Source organism: Martelella limonii, assembly GCF_013344475.1.
Taxonomy (GTDB): domain Bacteria; phylum Pseudomonadota; class Alphaproteobacteria; order Rhizobiales; family Rhizobiaceae; genus Martelella; species Martelella limonii.
The window spans coordinates 985,442-1,002,660 of sequence record NZ_JABUOU010000001.1 but is presented as its reverse complement, the minus strand read 5'-3'; the positions used below and the strand labels follow the sequence as shown (position 1 = coordinate 1,002,660).

The window sequence follows — 17,219 nt, the reverse complement described above, 5'->3', positions numbered from 1 at the left end:
TCAGGCTCCCTGGAAGGCGGTTTTGTTGAGTTTCGTGGCCGTCAGGCCGAATGCCTTGACGAGTACGGGGGCGGATACGGCAAGCTGGGCGACGGTGGCTGCGGCCAGCGTTGCGATCGCAAGGGCCTTGAGGCCATGGGGCGCGGCGATCATCGCGGCGGCGGTGATGATGCCGCCTGCAATCAATGACAGCACGAGCTCGCGTTCGGGATTGCCGCCGGAGCGCAGCCATTGGGCAGTGACCGACCACAGCATGTTCGGGATCGCCATCAGGCAGAGGATCGCAACGAGCGGTGCAACCTCATCCCACTGCGAACCGAAGACCAGGGCGACGTAGGATGGGGCGGCGATGCTTTGGGCAAGCGCCAGGACGGTGATAGCCGTCATGGCAAGCATCAGGCCACGCTTGAGCGCCAGCACCCGGTTGCCGCTCGTCGACAGATAGGGAAAGAGCACGGTCGACAGGGCGGTTGCGAGCGAAGTCGAGATGCCGACGCCAGCGTTGAAGGCGAAGAAATAGATGCCGAGGGCTTTGGTGCCGAGCACGGCGCCGACGATCAGCTTGTCGGCCTGCGCTCGGAGCGCCTTCACGAATTCGATCGCAAGCACCGACGCACCGAAACGGGCGAAGGCCGAGAATGGAGCGGGCGCGACATCGCGTTCGGGTTTCCAGGCCACCAGCCGGCGCATGCCGATCAGCCATACGGGCGCTGATACGAGTTTCGGCACGACCACGGAGAGCGGGCTTGGAAACACCGCGACCAGCACACAGGTCAGGAGATTTGCGCTGACATTCTGCGCGCCGGCGACAGCGGCCGTCTGTGCCAGCTTGCCCTTGCGCATGGCCAGCGCGCACTGCACGAGGCCACCGGGCATGAACATGTATTCGAGGCCCAGAAGCGCCATCAGGGCAAAGCCCATCAGGCTGCCGCCCGCAAGCCAGAAGCCGGCGCCGATGGCGACCTGCAGTACGGTCAGCCCCGTGCACCAGACCCAGAAGATATGGTGGGCGCGCTTGCAGACCGCTGCAAGTTCGGCTTCGGTCGCGATGATGATGCGCTGGCCGACGCCGTTTTCTGCAAGCGACTTGAGAATGTCGGAGCCGGCCATGGCCGCCGCCGCGATGCCTATTTCGAGAGGAGAGAGAAAACGGGCCATCGCGACGACGACCGCCAGTCGGGAGACCTTGGCTGCGGCCTCCGACGCCAGATAGGCCGAGGCGCCGCGCAGAAGCGGCGAAGACGCAGCATCAGCAATCATGTGTCTGAGCGTGTTCATCTTGTTATCCTGGCCTTTGTTGAAGCGGTGGACGTGTTGTTTCGTTGTGCTAGGGTTATACGTGAGAGGAGGGCGGTCTTTGGGGGTTCCGAAGATTAGCGAAACGCCCGTTCGGCTTTGTGTCCTATCCTTTGGTATAGGCGACAGGTCGCAAGGCCATGTGTTTATTGGGCGTATTGGCGGTCGCGTAAGAAAGCCGCCTTCAGTATGGGTCACCGCGTTGGAAAACCGTCTCAAATCGTCTGCCGCCCGCCTTGCGATCTTGGCGTTGCTTGCACTGGCGCAGGGCTGCGCCTCGCTCGAGCCGATCGAGAACAGCGAGAACGTGAAGCAGGGCGAAAGCTATCAGGCCCAGTATCGCGAGACGACGGACGACGAGGCCGAGCGGTTGAGGAAATCTTCCGTTCTCATGAATGCACAGCGCTGCGCGCCCGATCAGCGTCTCGGTCCCGCCGGCAGCCGCATGGTCCCGCCCGATATCGACATTCTATCGCCCGGCGATCTGATCGATGTCTCCGTGTCCGACGACGAGCTCATATCCGGGAAATATGAAATCTCACAGGATGGCACGCTCAGGCTGATGCATGTGCCGCCGGTCAGCGCCAAGGGCCGTTCGGTGGATTCCGTTGAGGAATCGGTCCGCAGGGTTCTGATCAATGCAGAACTCTACAACACCGTGCCGCTCGTCTCGATTCGGGTGATGGATTTTGCCTCGGCGCGGGTCTTCGTGGCCGGAGCGGTATTCGAACCAGGGTCCGTGACCATCGGCTCCGTCGAAAGCACCTCTCTCGATCAGCTGCGCCAGGAAACCATCGGCGGGCGTGCCAGCGGCCGACGGCTTGCCCGCGCGCTGCAGTCTGCGGGCGGCGTTCGCCCTGACGCGGATCTCTCCCGCGTATCGGTGTGGCGCGGCGGCCATCAGACGGTCTATGACATGCGCAACGTCATCACCGGTCATGCCTATCCGGACCCGATCCTGCTTGAGGGTGACCAGGTGGAAATCCCGAGCCGCAACTGTTTCCAGGAAGAGCTGATGGCGCCGTCGGCAGTGTCGCCGCCCGGGGTCAAGGTGTTCATGTCCAATCTCGCAGTGCCGGCGTCTTCAAATGCGCAGGCCGCGATTTCCAAGGATACGGTGGAGCTGCGCTACGGCACGCGGTTCCTGCAGGGCGTGTTCAGCCTGAACTGCGTCGGCGGCGCGAGGCTCACCAATTCGAACCGGTCGGCGGTGCTCTTTACCCGCAACCCGATCACGGGCCAGTCGATCGTGATCGAGCGCAATCTCGAAGAGCTTCTGCGGCGCGGCGACCGGGATGATTTCGATCCCTATCTCATGCCGGGCGATGCGCTCGCCTGCTACGATTCCTCGGTCATCAACATAACCGACCTCGCCACGAAGCTCGGCATCATCGGCGCGCTTGGCGTATTCATCTAGCGGTCGGATCAGTCCGTGAGGTCGGCAAGCGCGGCATGCGTTCTTGCGGCAAGATCTTCCGCGGCAGCGCAGAGTAGCTGGACATTCGCACCAAGGCGTGCGTTCGATTCCAGTTCCAGCAGTGCAGACCGCAACGCCAGTGCCCCGAAGACGGCCGCAGAGCCTGCCATCTTGTGCGCCTGCGCCGCAAGCTGATCGGGGTCGGGGCTGGTGAGCCACCTGGTTTCTGACAATTCGTGTCTGAACCGTTCAAGCTGCTGCACGAAAAGTTCGGGCGGAAGGGCCTCTGCAAGTTCCGCCAGGGTCTCGTGGTCGATGAGGTCGAAATCATCCAATCGGGAAAGCGGCTCGTGGGGCGGGATGGATTCGGCGTCCTGACGGGCGGTGAGGCTTGCAAGGACCTGGCGCACCTTCGCGCTTCGCAAGGGCTTGATGATGCAATCGTCCATGCCTGCCGCCGAGAGCTTCAGCCGCTCGTCGGGAAGAGCATGGGCGGTCAGGCCGATGATCGTGGTTTTGGCCGACAGCCCGCCGCCCTCGCGGATGGCGCGCGTCGCGCCGATGCCGTCGAGGCGCGGCATGCTCACATCCATGAAAATCACGTCGAAGCGCGCCTGCTCAGCCTTTTCCACGCCTTCGATGCCATCATGCGCCTCGACGATCCGGCAACCGTGTTTTGCGAGCATTTCCCTTGCCACGAAACGGTTGGTCTCGTTGTCTTCGACGAGCAGGACGGAAAGCCCGGCCTGCAGTGCCGGGACAAGCGGATCATTCTCCGGCTCGGTTTTGGCTGGCGCGGGCGAAACGGCCTCAAGCGCTGGAACCCGGAGGTAGAAACGGCTGCCTTCTCCGGGCGTGCTGTCGACGCCGATCTCGCCGCCCATGAGTTCGGCGATCCGGCGGGAGATGCCGAGCCCGAGCCCGGAGCCGGGCGCCGTCCGCTTGTAGGACGGATCGAGCATGATGAAGTCGTCGAAGATGCGCGCGCGGTCTTCCTCGCTGATGCCGATACCCGTATCGCTGACAGAGAATTCGAGCCAACCTTCCCGAGGGCCGGAGGCGGCCCGGAGCCGGATCTGTCCGTTTTCGGTGAATTTGACGGCATTGCCGACAAGGTTGATCAGAATCTGACGCAGCCCGTGACGGTCCTGCTGAAAGACTGCCGCTCCCTCGTCCACGTCGACTTCGATGCTGTTGCCGCGCGCATTGGCCGCAGGATCATTCATCTTCTTGATCTCGGTCAGCAGCGGCGTCACGTCGAAACGCGATGGCGTCAGACGGGCAACGCCGGATTCGATCCGGGTGATGTCGAGCACATTGTCGATATGGCCCTGCAGAATTTCGCCGGAGGCGATCGCGGTTTCGACATAGTCGCGCTGTTTCCGCGAAAGCCTGGTCTCGTTCAGCATGTCGAGAAGACCCATGACGCCATTGAGCGGCGTGCGCATCTCATGGCTCATCACGGCGAGAAAGTCAGACTTGGCCTTGGCCGTTGCCACTGCATCGTCGCGCGCCTGGGTAAGGTCGCGCTGGACGCGCTTGCGATCCGAGATGTCGCGCATATAGGTCACGATGATGCGGCCGTCGCCACTTCGTGTCAGGCCGACGGAGACTTCCGCCGGGAACACCTCGCCACTTGCGCGCATCGCGTTGATCTCGAAACGGCCTGTGAGATTGCTGTCGCCGCCGCGATAGGTTTCGAGAAACTGCTTGCGCCGTTCGCGGTGAAGCGCAATGTCTTCCTTCGGGATGATCAGTTTTTCCGCCGAAACGCCCAGCGTGTGTTCGCGCTTGTAGCCGAAGAGATTTTCGGCGGCCGGATTGAAGTCGAGAATACGCCCGGTCTCGTCGGAGACGATGATCGCTTCAAGCGACGCGTTGATCGCGCTTTCGTACAGAAGGTTCTGGGTCTGCAATTCCTCGCTTCTGATCCGCGCGATCCGGAACTGCCAGACCGCGAGAAACAGCGCCATGAACATGGCGGCCATCACGCCGGCGGTCACGAGCCCGGTGTGCAGCAGCAGGCTCGAGAAGGCCTGCCTGTCCTTGTCGGACTGCTCGGCCATGAACCTGACACCACTCAGCGTGATTTGGCGCACATCGTCCCGCATTGCGACGGCGGTGTCATTGAGCACGGGCAGGGCGGCTGCGAGCGCATCATCGGGCCCGTCGATGACGGGAATGAGTTGGGTCAGCGCATCGGCGACGGCGTTCAAGTCGCTTGAGATGTCCGATCCGCTGGTCAGCTTGCTGAACACAGGGCCGTCGCGCAGGGTCACGATCCGGCTGTAGAAGATGTCGAAGCGCTGCCTTACATCGGCGAGCGCGTCCCCGGTGGTATCGTGGATCGCATCATCGACGGCGCTTTCGAACATCAGCAGCTCGACCTGAACCTGGGCCATCGACCACTGGACATTGTCGGAGGATGCCGATTTCAGCCGGGCGAGTTCCTGTATGAGCTGCGCGGCGAGAAGGCTCAGCACCAGGACGACGCCCAGCAGCAGGAGACCGGCGGCGGCATAAATTCCCTTCAGGTCGCGCGGCCTGCGGGCGCTTTTGTCGTAGCCCGCCCTGTCATGCATCGTGTCAGTCTTCCACTTCGATCGATTTCAATTGCCATATGCTACGCGAATAGGTGACCTCTGTCTTGTAGGATGGCTTGTCATCAAAGGGGTAGATGACCCAGACAGGCCCCTTGTCGCGGATCGAAAGCGGTTTTCCGTCTACCCGCGTCGCCAGAATGGGGCCGCCGGCAACAGCTTCGCTTGAAGGCACTTCGATGGCGTAGTCGTTGAGCGCGGTCATCAGCAATTGCGTGCCATCGGCCTTGACGGTATCGAGCAGGGTCTTCAATTCGACACCCGAATATTCGGCATTGCCCTCCGTCCAGATGGTCTTCGTGCGGAAGCTGGTCTGCGGCAGGGCGTCGAGCATGGCCAGGTCGAATTCGGCGATCTCGCTGTCGACATTGGTCACGTCGATATTGCCGGAAACCGTGAGGATGACGCGCCCCTCGGGCCTTGCCAGGTCCTCGGCCCATGCCGACGAGGCAACCAGAAGCGCGGCGAAGGCGGCGTAAGCAAGCTTTTTCATGGTCATCAACCTTTGCGATTTTTGATCGTAGCCCGTGTTGTACGCCGTCTTGCGCTGCCGGTTTGAGCAATCAAGGATGGCGCCACTATCCGAAAGGATAGGTTTGTGCGGCCGCTGCCATGCGACCGCCGGAAACAAGCCTGATCGGGTGCCTAGTAGGCACCCCGACCGGAAAATACCGCGCGCACGGTCAGCGCGATGATCGTGAGATCGAGCAGGATGCTGCGCGAGCGGATATAGGCATTGTCCATCTGCAGCATGCGCTCGAAGCCGATCTCGGCGCGCCCGGAAACCTGCCAGAGGCCGGTGATGCCGGGCTTGGCCGCAAGCCGCGACCGGGCCTCGGGGTGATAGGCCTCTACCTCCTGCGGGAGGGCGGGCCGCGGGCCGACAATCGACATGTTGCCCTTCAGCACGTTGAAAATCTGCGGCAGTTCGTCGATCGAAAGCCTGCGCATGATGCGGCCGACCGGCGTGATCCGCGGGTCATGTCGGGACTTGAAGCAGATGCCTTCGCGGTCGCTGGTGGCAAGCAGGGCGGCGCGGCGGGCTTCCGCGTCCCGGAACATCGAGCGGAACTTGTACATGGTGAACGGCCTGCCGTTCTCGCCGATGCGTATCTGTCGAAAGAACACCGGTCCGCGCGACGTTGCAGCAACGGCAATGGCAGCTCCAACCAGCAAGGGGGAGAGCATCATGATGGCAGAGAAGGCGACGGCGATGTCGAGCAGGCGCTTGCCCTTGACGGCGCCGGGCACCCGGCCTTCGCGGACGCGCCGCGCTTCGCGCCATGCCGTCGCGAGAAAGCGGAAATTGCCGATGAGGTAGCGCTTTGCCATTCTCTTCGGTTCCATCATCAGCCGCCATACCCACTCGAAACCGGTCTTGCGAAGCAGATGCGGTGCGCGGGAAACGCGGCCTGCCCAGAAATCGAACTGTGCACCAACGCCCATCACCAGGTTTGCGTTGAGCCTATGGCGGTTGCGCGCGATCCAGACGTCCTGCATCGGCACGCCAAGCGCGACGAGCACGATGTCGGCGCAAGAGCCATTGATCGCGTCGATGATGCCGGCTTCGTCATCCTTGGTGAAATAGCCATGCCGGGTACCGGCGACCTTCAGCCCCGGCGCCAGCTCCCGCGCCTTTTCGGCGGCGTCTTCGGCGACGCCTTGCTTGCTGCCGAAGAAATAGACGGACAGGCCGCGCTGGGCTGCCTCTCTGCAGAGCGGCACGAACAGGTCGGTGCCATTGAGGTTTTCCTCGAACGACGTCTTCTGCATCTTCGCGGCAAGCTTCATGCCCGAGCCATCGGGCAGAACGTGGTCGGCCTTGCCGATCGCCCAGCGATAGGATGCATCGTCCTGATAGGTATTGATGCAGTGGGCGTTCACAAAGGCGACGCTCTGCTTCTCGTTCTGATTTTCAAGGAGACCGGCCACGACGACCTGGCGGGAGGCGCTGACGATGGGAAGTCCGAAAAGGGAAATTGTCTTGAAGGCGGTCATGTGTCTCTCCGACATGCGTGTTTGCGTTGATGGAGAGAATGGCGAACCGTTGCGCGGTTTTGTTCGTCGAGGAAGGCCAGAAGAGGTCGCAGAAGCGATGTCCGACTGTGCCGACGCAGTTTTCGCTAATGCTTTCGGATGGTTCTTATAGCCAAAGGATAGGCTTTGGTTCTGGAGACCTATCCCTTAGCCTAATTGGGGAGGGCCGGCGGTTACGGCGTGGCGGTTTTTCAGTTATGGATGAAGTATGCAGTGCAGATCACGGGAAGGGGCAAACCATGAAGATACTGATTGCCGATGACCACGAACTGGTGCGCGACACGATCTGCGCCTTTCTGGCCAATGAACCGGGTTTGCGCATTTCCGTTGCCGCCGATTTTGATGGCGCCGCCGCGCTGATGACCAAGGAAGGTCCCTTCGATCTCGTGCTGCTTGATTACTCGATGCCGGGAATGGATGGGCTCGGCGGTCTCGAAAAGGCGCGGAAGCTCAATTTCGGCAGTCCCGTTGCGATCCTTTCGGGGACGGCAAGCCGCGAGGTCGCCGAAGAGGCGCTGGCGTCCGGCGCTGCCGGGTTCCTGCCGAAAAGTCTTCCGGCGAAATCCCTGATCCATGCCGTCCGCTTCATGGCGGCCGGGGAGCAGTATGCTCCCGTCCAGTTCATGACCGAGAAGGAAGAGAAGGCGACCCATCCGCTTGCTGAAAAACTCACCAAGCGCGAGATGGAGGTGCTGAAGGGGCTGGTCGAGGGCCAATCCAACAAGGAAATCGCGCGCACGCTCGATCTTCAGGAAGTGACCGTCAAGCTGCACGTCAAGACGCTGTGTCGCAAGCTCGATGCCAAAAACCGCACCATGGCCGCCATGATCGCCAAGAACGCCGGTCTGTTCTGAAACTATCCGAACGGGTAGGGGGAATCGCGAAAGGGCATCGCATCTGTGCGACGGTGCCGGCCTGACAAAGGCGTTCGGCTTTATCTAGAACGGGAACTCAATGTGGGGACCGTTCGATGAAAACCAGCGACTTCGAAATTCCGGCCGACGACGCCAGGCCCGCCCTTGAAAGGCCTGCGCGCTCGGCCCCACGGCCGTTGAAGCGCATGCTGCGCGCCTTTGTCTATTTCCCGCGCGTGCTGAAGCTCACCCGTGGCGGCAAGCTCAGCCTGTGGCGGATTGCTGCCGGCGGCAAGCCGGACGATTCCGGTCGCCTGCCGCGCTATTTTCTGGTCGGCGCGATCATGCTGGGCGCGATCTGGGCGCCGGTGATCAGCTATGTCCGCTATGCGCCGCTCAAGTTTTCATCCGAAATGTCGCTGATCCTGCCGGGCGCCGGCGCATCGACCTCGATCAATCTCTCGGATATCGGCCAGGCTTCTTCCTCGGCCAATTCCGCCTATTCCAGCTCCACGCTGAGCCCGACCGTCACCTATCAGAGCCTGCTGTCGTCGCCGCAGGTCATCGAGCGGGCCGCTACGGCGCTCGGCGATACGCCTGCTGCCTTCGGCAATCCGCGCATCAAGCTTCTCGACCAGACGAGCTTCATCGCCGTCACCATCAAGGGCGGTTCTCCGGAGGAGGCGCGGGCTCGCAATGAGGCCCTGCTGTCCGCCTTCCTGTTCGAGCTCGACAAGCTGCGCGACGACGAGATCACGCGTCGTGAAGGCTCGGTGATCAGCGCGATCGACGCCTATCAGGGCCAGGTCGATGACGCCCGCAAGGCGATCGCCGATCTGCAGCGCGAAAGCGGACTGCAGTCCAACGATCAGTATGACGCGATCATTGCCGACAATGAGGACCTGCAGCTCGTCATCGACGCTGATGAGGCACGGCTTCGCGAACTGACCGAGCGGATCGAAACGCTTGGCCGTTCGCTCGGCACCACGGCCGAACGCGCGGCGTTGATCCTGAAGCTGGGCGCCGATCAGGAATATGTCACGCTGGCCGATGATCTTGCCCGCGACCGGGCGGATCTCGCGCGGCTTGCGGTCAATCTCGGCCCGAAACACCCCAAGATCGTTGGCGCCCACAATCGTGTCAACGGGCTCAGCGAGCGACTGTCGAGCCGGGGCGTGATCCTTGCCGGCTATGACACTGCGGATCTGGCAGGGGAGGTCGATGCGCTGGCCGAAGGCGAACGCGCAGCGCTTTTGTCAAACCTGGTGACCTATTCTGCGGAAGCACGCGGCCTTGAAGCCGAGATTGCAGCCCGCCAGGCATCGCTTGCCCTCAGCCAGGAGCGCGTCCACGCGCTGTCGGATGCCGCGGCACGGCTGGACGCGCTGAAACGGGAGTATAAGGTGGCAGAAGCCGTGTTCGCTTCGGCACTTGCGCGGATCAATACGGCAAAGTCCGATATCTTTGCGTCCTACCCGATGGTTCAGGTCGTCAGCCAACCCTCAAGCGACAAAACGCCGACATCGCCCAATATCAAGATCGCGATCGCAGGCGGCGTGGCCGGCAGTTCGTTTGCGCTCTTCAGCCTGCTGCTCGCCTGGATCCGTCAGCCGATCCTGGGCAGAGCGGTCAAACTCTTCACGCATGGCACGTAAGATGGCGTTCACCTTCAAGCCGGAGAGCATTCCGGAAGCCATTGTCTATAAGACGCTGGTGTTTACCTGGCTGTTCTATGCCTTCGGCGCGCTTTATGTCGTTGGTCCGGTCCTGGGGTGGACGCTGTTCGCCCTTGCGGTGATCGCGCTCTATTTCGGGCCGTCCCTCAGGCCGTCCCTCAGGCCGGCGGGGCCGGTGCCCTTCATCGTCTGGCTTTGGATCGCCGGCATGCTGGTGATGCTGATTGCACTTTGGGGCGGACACCTGCAATGGGGGCTTGGTCTGAAACAGACCATCAAATCCTCGGTCGGCTGGGCCAAGGGCTGGGCGCTGCTGGCGCTGTTTCCCCTTGCCGGAGCCGTGCTGCAGGTGCGGCGCGAATCGATCATACGCGGGCAATGCGTGATAGGGCTCTGGACCCTGTTGCTGCTGCCGGTGATGTTCGCCGCGCCCTATATCGGGCTGCCCGAACGGATATTCGTCTCGCCGCTGAAGGCCGTTGGCGGACCGGGGCCGGAATATTTCTCGGTCTACTTCTACACGCTCGACCCGTCGACCTGGACGCCGCGCTGGCAGTTCTATGCACCCTGGTCGCCCTTTGCCGGGCTGCTCGGCATCGTCATGGTCGCCTGCGCGCTGGAAGAAAAGCAGCCGTTCTGGAAGACCTGCGGCATTGTCGCCGGCCTTGCGATCATCGTCCTCACGAAGTCGCGGATGAGCCTTGTCGGGGTCATCGTCTGCACCGTCGCGCCCCGCATGCTGCCGCTGGTCGCAAAAGTCTATGCCTGGCGTCTCGCCGCAGCCTTCGCCACACTGATGGCAATCTTCGGCGGCGCGGTGCTGACCATGATTCAGGGCGGTATATACGCATTCAAGAACGCCCGCGCCGACAGCACGCGGGTGCGTGAGGCGCTGCAGCGCATTGCCTATGATCGCTGGTCGGAGGCCTACTGGTTTGGCCATGGCACGGTTCAGCCCGGTCCGCATCTTGTGGAATACATGCCGATCGGCTCGCATCACACCTGGTATGGCCTGCTGTTCGTGAAGGGGTTGACCGGCTTCCTGGCGATGCTGGTGCCGCTGGCAATGCAGACCTTGATCGTGGTCGTCGATTGCATCCGTCATCCCCGCGGGCAGTTGCCGCTCTCGATCGTGTTCGTCATGATCGTGCTGAGCTTCGGCGAGAACATCGAGATCGAAGCCTATCTGCTGTGGCCCGCCCTGATGATGCTTGGCATCCACGCAAGGGAGATGTGGCAGGCGGAAAACGCCAATGCGCGCTTGGCGCAGGCAGAAGAGACGATGCCTGCGTGAACACCGGTTGGTTGCGTCATGCGGTGGAGAAGCGCGCTTGGCGGAAAAGGACGCCGGTGATGGTGGTGCGCACCGATGACCGCTGCTCCTTCACCCTCACGTCATGCGCGTGCCACCTTCAGCTTTGCCTGCTCGAGCGTCCAGTATTCCATGTCGAACAGATCGGCTTCGGAAATCGGCGTGAAACGGCCATAGGATTCGGCCGCATTGATCGCCCGGGTTGCCTGTTCGCAGAGATCGCCGCCGATCCGTGCGGCGCTCTCGCTCGCGCCAAGGGCAACCATGCCTTCGCCCTTGATCACGATCACGCGCGGATAGGTGTCGAGGATGGTCTTGGGTTCGTCGGCTCGTGCTGCGTTGCGGGCGAAATAGGCCTCGTAGCGGGCGCGGTATTCCGCAAGGGCCTCTGCGATCTGCTGTTCACCGTCGTCGTTCTTGATGATCATGGGCCAAGGCTTGATGCGGATGACATGGTCGGGCGTCACCGTGCCGCGCGCGGAGACTTCATCGATGTCTGCGCGCGAGACGTAATCGCGGATCGCAGGCGTCGAACGGTAGTCCATGTGCAGCGCAGTCGCAAACGGCGAGCCTTCGCCGCGAAGCGCCTTTTCCAGCCTCTGCAGCAGCGCTTCGTCTTCTATCCCGTCGCTTTCCTGCGGTCCGGCAAGGGTGGCGCCCTCGGCGGCAAGTTCTTGCTCGGCCATGGTCACGAATTCGATCATCAGGTCGTAAGATGCCTTCGCCGTGTCCGCGAAGGTGAAAAGCCCGTGGTTTTCGAGCCAGAGGCCTTCGCAGTCAGGCTGGGCGCGGTAGATCTTGTCGGCTTCGATCGAGAGGTCGAAACCCGGCATGACATAGGGCACGAAGGCGAGCCTTTCGCCGTAAATGCGCCTTACCGTCTCGGCCATGTCCTTCTGGTCGGCCAGCGCCAGGATCGCGGTCGCATGAGTGTGGTCGACGAAGCGGAACGGCAGGAAGGCGTGAAGCAGCGCCTCGACCGAGGGGTTGGGAGAGGCGGGATCGATCAGGTTCGCCCTCAGCAGCGCGACCATCTCCGGATCGGTGAGCTTTTTGCCGTGACGCGCGGCCAGAAGCGGCGCCATCCTGACGGCAGGCAGGCCCGGCGCCTCGATCGTATCCAGATCCCAGCCGCTGCCCTTGATGTGGATGATCGCTTCGCCGTGCACGTCGGTGACCTTGACGGATGTATTGCCGCCGCCGTGGAGCACGAGATCGGGGTCGGCCCCGATGATGCGGGATGTATAGATCCTGAGGCCCAGATCCGGGTCCTGCCCTGCGGCGACCGCCGCATCCTCGAAGGCCTTTGCATCAATGTCGTTCCAGCGGCTTTGCATGTCAGATGTCCCGTTATCAAGAATGGGACGGGCGACCGTGATCGCCCGTCTCCTCTGTTGGATGTCGATCAGAAGTCGAAATCGTTGATATTGTCCTTGGTGAAGACGGTCCGCTCCGGCAGCAGGATGATGCCGTTCCCATCAGCCTCATAGTCATAGCCCTGGACGCTGTTGGGCGAGACCGTGACGGTTCCGATGCCCGGAATATCGAGCGTGTCGCCTACCTTCATCGGGCCGTTTTTTAGAACATGATCAGCGACATAGACAGAGATCTTGCCCTGCTGAGTGACGTCCCAAAGGCCGAAACGGTCGATCGTGCCGCGTTCGATATAGGGGCGCATGACGTTCGGCGTGGAGAAGCCGACAATGGTGACGTCGTCCGCCCGCTTCAGGTTTTCAGCGGCCTGGGCTGCTGCGGGAAGCGCATTGGCATCGGGCGCGATGATCGCATCGAGGTCCGGATAGGTCTGCAGGATGCTTTCCGCGGTCTGCAGCGATTTCTGGGCATCGTTGTAACCATATTGCGTGGTCACGATTTCCCAGCCCGGATGCTCCTTGGCAATCTTTTCCTTGGCGGCGTTCGCCCATGCATTCTGGTCGGTGACCGTCGGGCTCGAATAGAAGAAGGCCACCTTCGCCTTGTCCTTGGTAACGCCTTCGGCCGCCATCTCCACCAGAAGGCTGCCAAGCTGTTCCGGCGTGCCCTGGTTTACGTAGTAGCTGCGGCATTCCGGGTTGACGTCGCTGTCCCAGGTCATGACCAGCACATCGCGGGCCATGGCGCGCTTCAGCGCCGGGCAGAGACCATCGGGCGAAACGGAGGAGACGATGATCGCCTTGTAGCCCTGGTTCACGTAGTTGTTGATGAACTGCACCTGACCGGAGACGCTCGGCTCGGTCGGCCCGTCATAGGTCACCTCGTCGCCAAGCTCCTTGCCGGCCGCAACCGCACCGGCGCCGCCGCTGGTGAAAAAGCCGACGCCCACAAGCTTCGGAATGAAGGCGATCTGCTCCGATGCAAAGGCGGCTCCCGCCGTCAGCATCGAACCGGCGAGCAATGCCGCGCCGAAAATACCCGTCTTGAAACCAGAATTCTTCATTTTCGTTCTCCTCCTTAAGAAACTGACGCCCGCTTTGCATTCTGCTGACGCGCGACAGCGATGAAATCGGCAAGCATTGTCGTGCCATGACGCAATGCGACCGCTACAACCAGCAACCCTCCCGAAAGTGCGCTGGAAATCTGGCTTGGAACACCGACGGCCTGCAGCCCCTGCTGCAGGTAGCCAATGACGAAGGTGGCGATCAGGGTTCCGATGATGGAGCCCTGTCCGCCATAGATGGATGCGCCCCCGAGCACGGCTGCGGTCACGGCCGGCAACAGTGTGGCCGAGCCGAGGTCGACGCGCGCGGAGCCGAAATAGGCCGAGAGCGCGAGGCCTGCAATCGCGGCGCAGATGCCGGTGATCACATAGGTGATGGTCTGCACGCGGGTGACGGGGATGCCTGAGAAACGGGCCGCGCTTTCCGACTGACCTGTCAGGAACACAGCGCGGCCGAACCGGGTCATGTGCAGCAGCACGATCAGCACGGCGGCAAGCGCGATGAACAGCAGTGTTGGGGCGGGGATGCCCATGAATTCGGCATAGCCGAAAGCGGTGAAAGAATCCGGGAAGTTGCCGATCCCTTCATAGCCGCCCGCGCCTGCAAGGCCGGAGACCACGGTTGCCGCACCCTGAAACAGATAGAGGCTTCCAAGCGTCACCACCAGCGGCTGGATTTTCGAGAAATGGATGACGCAGGCGTTGAGAAGCCCGCAAAGCCCACCGACGATTAGTGCAACGGCGATCGAGACCGGCAGGGGCATGCCGAAATAGTTCGAAATGCCGAAGGAGATCGCGGCAAAGCCGATGACGGAGGCAAAGGACACGTCGATCCCGCCGGCGATGATGACCAGTGTCAGCGGCAGGGCGACAATGCCGATCTGCACGAAGTCCGAGATGCCGTAGATCAGGTTCGAAACGTTGAGGAATCGCGGATTGATCAGCCCGAAAATGGCAAGCTCCACGATCAGCATCAAGAGCAGCGCTGTTTCCCAGCGGAAGAGGATCTTTTTCATTGGTCAGCTCCGGCATGTGCGGGCGTGGTCGTGGAGATTTCTGTGGGCCTTTCAGTCCGGTCGTGCACGGCGTAGCGCTTGGCGCGGATGCGGCGGCTGACGATCAGGCGGATGCGGCCGTCGAGAAGGATGACGGACAGCAGAATGGCGCCGGCGATGAAGTCGTTCCAGTAGGCTGGGATCTTCAGGAAGACGAGCGCGCTGTCGATAGATGTCAGGAACAGAACCGCTGCGATGACGCCACCGACGGAGCCGGTTCCGCCAAGCAGGCTGACGCCGCCCAGAACATTGACGGCGATCGCCTTGAGTTCCACGCCGTTGCCGGCCTGGTTGGGGATGAAGCCGATCTGCGCGGCAAAGGTCAGGCCCGCAAGTGCGGCGCAGATACCGGTCACGACGAAGGCGGTGAATTGCACCAGCCTGACCGGAATGCCCAGATGATGCGCCGCCGCGTGATTGTCGCCGACGGCATAGAAGGCGCGGCCGAAGCGGGTGGCGCGAAGAAGGAGCCAGATCAGGATCAGCACGGCGAAGACGATGAGGGTCAGCACGGAGATCCCGATTGTGGCATTGGCGGCGAGCGACTTCAGGCCCTGCGGCAAATCCTCGATCCAGCGCCCGCCGGTCATGGCGAGCATGAGGCCGCGAAAGAAGCCAAGCGTTCCAAGCGTCGCCACGATTGAAGGAATGCCGAGATAGGCCACAAGCAGGCCGTTGACCGCGCCTGCCACGATGCCTGTGGCAATGCACAGCGCAATCGCAAGCGGCAGGCTTGCGCCCGCATTCAGCGTGAGGCCGAGAACGACTGCACTTAGACCCAGAACGGAACCACTGGAAACGTCGATATTGCGGGTGATGATCACCACCATCGTGCCAAGCGAAATGAGCGCCAGCACAAGGCTGTTCGAGAGCACCACGGACGCGGTTGCAAGAGACAGATATCCGGGCGCAAAGGCGCCTGCAGCAAGCGATGCAATGACCAGCACGACAAGCAGCGTCAGTACCCTGTTACGTGAAAAGGCCTCAAGCATGGGCGTTTTCTCCCGCTCCGAATGCCATGCGCGCGATCGCGTCAACGGCGATCTCGCTTCTGATTTCACCGGCAAGTCTGCCGAAGGCCATGACCTGCACGCGGTCGGCAAGCGCTTCGATCTCATCGAAATCCGAGGAAATGAGAATGATCGCGACGCCTTTTGCGGCAAGTTCGCGGATCAATGCGTAAATGTCGTTTCTGGCGGCGACATCGACGCCGCGGGTCGGTTCATCCAGAATGAGCACCTTGGGGCTTGCCGAGAGGCATTTTGCCATCAGCACCTTCTGCTGATTGCCGCCGGAAAGCCCCTTGGCCTCCTGGCCCGGCCCCGTGCAGACGATGCCCATGTCCGAGCGGAAACCGTCGAATGTCAGCCTTTCCTGTCCTGCACGCAGAAAGAAGGGCAGGCGGTGGACCAGATAGGAGGATGCGTTCCAGAAGAGCGGCGCTTCCAGAAACAGGCCGTGCTGCTGGCGATCTTCCGGCAGATAGACGAGGCCAAGGTCGATCGAGCGTCGCGGAGAGCGTTTGGCGAAGGCGGCGCCTTCGAGTGTGACGGTGCCTTCGGACTGGGGGCGAAGGCCGAACAGGGTTTCGGCAAACTCCGTGCGGCCTGCGCCAACGACACCGGCAAGGCCGAGAATTTCTCCGGCATGGACATCCATGTCGATATTGGCGAAACCTTCGCCGCTCAGATTTCTCACGGAGAGCCGCGCACGCCCGACATGGGAAATGGTCTGTGGCGTCCGTAAGGGGGCATCGGCGCTTTCGGCGTTGTCAACGCGGCTCATCGCATCGACGATCTCGTCATCGGAGAAGTCCGAAAGCGGGCCGGAGAGCACGATCGCGCCGTCGCGCAGCACGCTGATCGTTCCGCAGATTTCGCGGATTTCACGCAGCTTGTGGGAGATGAAGAAAATTCCGACGCCTTGCGCCTGCAGGCTGCGCACCCTTTCAAACAGGGCGCGGGTCTCGAACGGCGTCAGCGCCGAGGTGGGCTCGTCGAGAATGAGGACCTTGGCGTCGCGGATCATGCCGCGCAGGATCTCGACGATCTGCCGTTCGGCAATCTCGAGCCCTGCGGCCTCCTGGTCGAGGTCCAGAGAGACCGAAAGTTCTCCGAGCAATTGCTCGACACGGGGACGCATGGCTCTCGCAGACCGCTTCAGGCCGAGGCAGATGTTTTCCAGAACCGTCTGGTTCGGGAAGATATGCGCCTCCTGCGGGACGAAATAGAGCCCGAGCTTCTGCGCAGCGGCCGGCGAGGGGGTCGAAAGCGCCTGTCCGTTGATCTCCACGGATCCGGAATTGGCAGCGATGACCCCGGACATCACCTTCATGAGACTGGACTTGCCGGCGCCATTGCCACCCAGAAGCGCGTGCACCTCGCCGATGCCCAGCGTCAGCGTGACGCCCTTCAGCACCGGGACGGGCCCATAGGACTTCCAGATATCGGTCAGCTGTGCAGCCCTCCCGGCTGTCGACATCGCGCGTCCTCCTCGCCTGTTCAAATGCTCCACCTTGCGAACATTCGATCACAG

At 62.0% G+C, this 17,219-nt stretch carries 13 protein-coding genes; 4 read left to right on the top strand and 9 right to left on the bottom strand.

Translation table 11 applies throughout. The annotated features are described in order from the left end of the window. The gene (locus tag HPQ62_RS04655) at nucleotides 1–1,278 is read right to left on the bottom strand and encodes an oligosaccharide flippase family protein (RefSeq protein ID WP_206678042.1); all 1,278 of its coding nucleotides are present in this window, start codon (nucleotides 1,276–1,278) and stop codon (nucleotides 1–3) included. Nucleotides 1,279–1,498: 220 nt separating this feature from the next. Here HPQ62_RS04655 and HPQ62_RS04650 point away from each other — a divergent pair, with 220 nt between their 5' ends. Beyond that, nucleotides 1,499–2,713 (top strand): polysaccharide biosynthesis/export family protein, encoded by a 1,215-nt coding sequence (locus HPQ62_RS04650; protein ID WP_206678041.1) that lies wholly within the window; start codon nucleotides 1,499–1,501, stop codon nucleotides 2,711–2,713. Nucleotides 2,714–2,721: 8 nt separating this feature from the next. On the opposite strand, the gene HPQ62_RS04645 is transcribed toward HPQ62_RS04650, so the two are convergent. The 3 genes from HPQ62_RS04645 to HPQ62_RS04635 all read right to left on the bottom strand — a co-directional run bounded on the left by HPQ62_RS04645 (nucleotide 2,722) and on the right by HPQ62_RS04635 (nucleotide 7,311). Further along, a complete protein-coding gene (locus HPQ62_RS04645; protein WP_174801298.1) occupies nucleotides 2,722–5,295 on the bottom strand; it encodes an ATP-binding protein in 2,574 nt (857 codons plus the stop codon). Nucleotides 5,296–5,299: 4 nt separating this feature from the next. Then, the gene (locus HPQ62_RS04640; RefSeq protein WP_174801297.1) at nucleotides 5,300–5,806 is read right to left on the bottom strand and encodes a putative pterin-binding protein; all 507 of its coding nucleotides are present in this window, start codon (nucleotides 5,804–5,806) and stop codon (nucleotides 5,300–5,302) included. 152 nt (nucleotides 5,807–5,958) lie between these two features. Next, nucleotides 5,959–7,311: a WecB/TagA/CpsF family glycosyltransferase gene (locus tag HPQ62_RS04635; RefSeq protein WP_206678039.1), complete on the bottom strand. Its 1,353-nt coding sequence runs from the start codon at nucleotides 7,309–7,311 to the stop codon at nucleotides 5,959–5,961. A gap of 278 nt (nucleotides 7,312–7,589) precedes the next feature. On the opposite strand from HPQ62_RS04635, the gene HPQ62_RS04630 reads away from it, so the two are divergent. From HPQ62_RS04630 to HPQ62_RS04620, 3 genes are all read left to right on the top strand, one after another. Further along, entirely contained in the window at nucleotides 7,590–8,204 is a 615-nt protein-coding gene (locus HPQ62_RS04630; RefSeq protein ID WP_174801295.1) for a response regulator, read from the top strand. A 116-nt stretch (nucleotides 8,205–8,320) separates the two neighbouring features. After that, nucleotides 8,321–9,859 (top strand): GumC family protein, encoded by a 1,539-nt coding sequence (locus HPQ62_RS04625; protein ID WP_174801294.1) that lies wholly within the window; start codon nucleotides 8,321–8,323, stop codon nucleotides 9,857–9,859. Beyond that, nucleotides 9,849–11,174, top strand: a complete 1,326-nt coding sequence (locus tag HPQ62_RS04620) for a hypothetical protein (protein WP_206678038.1) — start codon at nucleotides 9,849–9,851, stop codon at nucleotides 11,172–11,174. The genes HPQ62_RS04625 and HPQ62_RS04620 overlap by 11 nt, the downstream gene beginning before the upstream one ends. Before the next feature lie 101 nt (nucleotides 11,175–11,275). On the opposite strand, the gene HPQ62_RS04615 is transcribed toward HPQ62_RS04620, so the two are convergent. The 5 genes from HPQ62_RS04615 to lsrA all read right to left on the bottom strand — a co-directional run bounded on the left by HPQ62_RS04615 (nucleotide 11,276) and on the right by lsrA (nucleotide 17,165). Then, nucleotides 11,276–12,529: a class II aldolase gene (locus tag HPQ62_RS04615; protein WP_174801293.1), complete on the bottom strand. Its 1,254-nt coding sequence runs from the start codon at nucleotides 12,527–12,529 to the stop codon at nucleotides 11,276–11,278. A 68-nt stretch (nucleotides 12,530–12,597) separates the two neighbouring features. After that, on the bottom strand, nucleotides 12,598–13,629 hold the full coding sequence (lsrB, locus tag HPQ62_RS04610; protein WP_206678037.1) for an autoinducer 2 ABC transporter substrate-binding protein LsrB: 1,032 nt from the start codon (nucleotides 13,627–13,629) through the stop codon (nucleotides 12,598–12,600). Between the two features lie 14 nt (nucleotides 13,630–13,643). Next, nucleotides 13,644–14,645, bottom strand: coding sequence for an ABC transporter permease subunit (locus HPQ62_RS04605; RefSeq protein WP_174801292.1), 1,002 nt, complete (start codon nucleotides 14,643–14,645; stop codon nucleotides 13,644–13,646). After that, the gene (locus tag HPQ62_RS04600; RefSeq protein WP_174801291.1) at nucleotides 14,642–15,676 is read right to left on the bottom strand and encodes an ABC transporter permease subunit; all 1,035 of its coding nucleotides are present in this window, start codon (nucleotides 15,674–15,676) and stop codon (nucleotides 14,642–14,644) included. Before HPQ62_RS04600 ends, HPQ62_RS04605 begins: the two co-directional genes overlap by 4 nt. Next, nucleotides 15,669–17,165: an autoinducer 2 ABC transporter ATP-binding protein LsrA gene (gene lsrA, locus HPQ62_RS04595; RefSeq protein WP_174801290.1), complete on the bottom strand. Its 1,497-nt coding sequence runs from the start codon at nucleotides 17,163–17,165 to the stop codon at nucleotides 15,669–15,671. Before lsrA ends, HPQ62_RS04600 begins: the two co-directional genes overlap by 8 nt. Nucleotides 17,166–17,219 lie beyond the last annotated feature (54 nt).